2 protein-coding genes and 1 pseudogene are annotated in these 2648 nt (G+C 44.6%); all 3 read right to left on the minus strand.

Annotated features, from left to right (window positions below):
- On the minus strand, nt 1-918 hold a 918-nt coding region (locus NC238_14675), incomplete at its 3' end, for an AAA family ATPase (protein ID MCM1567152.1).
- 91 nt (nt 919-1009) lie between these two features.
- Nucleotides 1010-2227 (minus strand): Tad domain-containing protein, encoded by a 1218-nt coding sequence (locus NC238_14680; GenBank protein MCM1567153.1) that lies wholly within the window; start codon nt 2225-2227, stop codon nt 1010-1012.
- A gap of 315 nt (nt 2228-2542) precedes the next feature.
- Nucleotides 2543-2648: pseudogene (locus NC238_14685) on the minus strand (type II and III secretion system protein).

Consider the following 2648-nt stretch of genomic DNA (forward strand, 5'->3'; position numbering starts at 1 on the left):
TCTCAGTCGATCTTTTCTGATGCCTTTTCTTTCCATTGCCGTCAGGTAGCGTTTTGCGGTCTTGATGGTCGGAAGGCTCAGTACCATGGTGAAGAGAGTTAAATGGGCATTCTCCAGAATGGCCATGGTGCAGCCGGCAAGTTGACCGCCGCAGTCGATTACCACATAGTCGAAAATTCCCTTGAGAAATTGCAGCAGGCGGTGCACCTGCTCGGGGGTGATGTCGATTGCCTCGTCCACTTCGGTCGGTTCCGTCAGTACATAGGGTCCTGACGAATGACGCGTCATAACGCCCATGAGAAAATTGGCGTCGAGCCGTGCGATGTTATTGGTGACGCTGCTCAAGGTGTAAGATGGATTTACATCCAGAAAAGTGGAAATGTCACCGGTCAGCAGGTTCAGGTCGACCAGCGCCACCTTAGTGTTTTCCGTCGCAAGCCCGGCAGCCAGGTTCACCGCTACTGTTGTTACTCCCGCACCACCGGTCGGATAATAGACAGCAATGATTTTTCCCGACTTTGTTTCTGTCGCCGGTTTTGTGAACCAGAACCTGCCCACTTTGGTCAGTGCCTGGATCAGCTCTTCCTGAGCGATGGGGCGCAACAGGTATTCGACGGCACCGGCCCGCATCAGCTTCAGAATCCACTCCGTGCTTTTCTCAAACGAGCTGACGATTATTGACAGTTTTGGATGGTTCGTGAGTAGATACTGAACCTCTTCAATGCCACGATTCAGGTCGTTTACTTCCAGGATGACGATATTGGCGGAAGCTTTTTTGATTATTTTCAGTCCTTCACCAAAGTCGTCGACCGAGCCTTCTATTTTGATAGTGTCGGCAAACGGCTGCACGATGGACGCAATCACGTCTCGTGAGGATTTGTCGCTATCGATGATGACCATGGAAATGTGTGGAGGCATGGTTAGATTCTCTCCAAAAAAATGATATATTGTAAAATATTTGATTCAAATAGTTAGATAGGATAATTGAATTTTCGGATTATTATTTGTGTTACTTAACAAGGTTCCATTTGAGCCCAATAAATCTTTCTTTTTGTGCGCAGTCCATACAGGAATAACGATCAATTACTAATACATTGTTTTGTCCAAAGGGGCAAGATGGCGCTTTATAGTTATTCCCCTTGCATGCATTACCGCCACCTGAGCCACAAGCTTGTATTATTCTAATTAAAGCAAATCTGTCTACATGGAAGGGAGTTGGTTGAACTCTTGGAGGGCAATCGTTTATTAGTGGAATAATAACCCACCATGCCTTTACGTTTCCATTATTATCAAATTCTTTATTGCTGATGTCATAATGTGGATCGTACATTGCAGATTCTAGTGCTTTTAGTGTTGATGTCTGTCCTCCAGTTGTATAAACGGGCCCATTGCAAACATCTTCATTAGGAAAAATTCGACCGCAAGTTAAATCATCAAGATAACTGTTAGGTGTATTTTGTTTTGAAAGACTTGTCCAGGCAAAAGCATTGGCATAAGGCGTTCCGGCACCTTTATCCAATATCCGTGGGGCAATCGCACAAATTTTAGGATAAGTGCAATTGCTAATACATTCTAGTCCTAGACCTGACCCTGCGGAGTTATATGTAGAACACATAAGGATATAATTTGTAGCACCTGGAACTGCTGCAGCTATAGCACTTGCTTCAGTTGACATATCGTTCATTTTGAAAATCTTACCGAAAAAGGTTGGCAAGGGATTATCGCCAATGCTTACATCTGATACAGAACCGCTTTTTATTCGTCTAGAAACTACCTTGACTGCATTAATAGAGTTAACACCATTTGGTAACGTGAATCCACCGGTTTTACTCCAATGACCAACAACAATGTCTCCATTCTCGTCATTTGCGTTGTTAAGGTTATTTGGCGGGGTGGTGTGGTTAGATGATTGAACCAAGAAAACGCTTTTTTTGGCTGCTATATTTGATGCAGCAAATCTCCATGCCTCTTTGCGAGCTGCAGATAGGTTATTGAAAGCAGCTATGTTTGTAGTAGCAGGTCTTTTAGGCAGTCTTGATACCCCAGCCAAAGATGCTGAATCAGCTGCATTCTGCAATTGAGTCGATGCCACATACTTATAACCGATATCAATAGCCAGTGCTGTGAAACCAACCAGCACAAAAAGAAGTATGGCCAAGTAGACAACGGCAATTCCTCGATTGCCTACAGGACTCACATATTTTTCGAGCAGTTTTGGAGTTTTCATTTACTACTCCTTTTCAGGGGAATTGCCCAGCCAGGAAAGTGTGATTTCTTGTCTATCTTTATGCAGTTTAGGTGTTGCAGCGCGATGAAAATCTCTGCAATTGTTTTTAAACCAAGACATCCGCAGATGGGTGCCCGAATTTGATATTCTTCATTTCTGCTACGGAATTGGAACCCACCTCAGTTCCTTTTCCTCTTCAGGAGTAGGATGATTATCAGTGGGCAATTCTGTCTTGACCCCCGCTTCTGTCGGTCTCATCAGTTTTGGCGTAATGAAGAAAACCAGCTCCTTTTCCTTAATGTCCTTCTGAGTTGAGCGGAAAAGTGCCCCCAGGATCGGGATGTCACCGAGTAGCGGAATCTTGGACATGGTATTGATTGCTTCCTCTGAAAGGAGTCCGGCAATGATTAGGCTCTCGCCG

Origin of the sequence: Dehalobacter sp., from assembly GCA_023667845.1 — a bacterium.
Taxonomy (GTDB): Bacteria; Bacillota; Desulfitobacteriia; order Desulfitobacteriales; family Syntrophobotulaceae; genus Dehalobacter.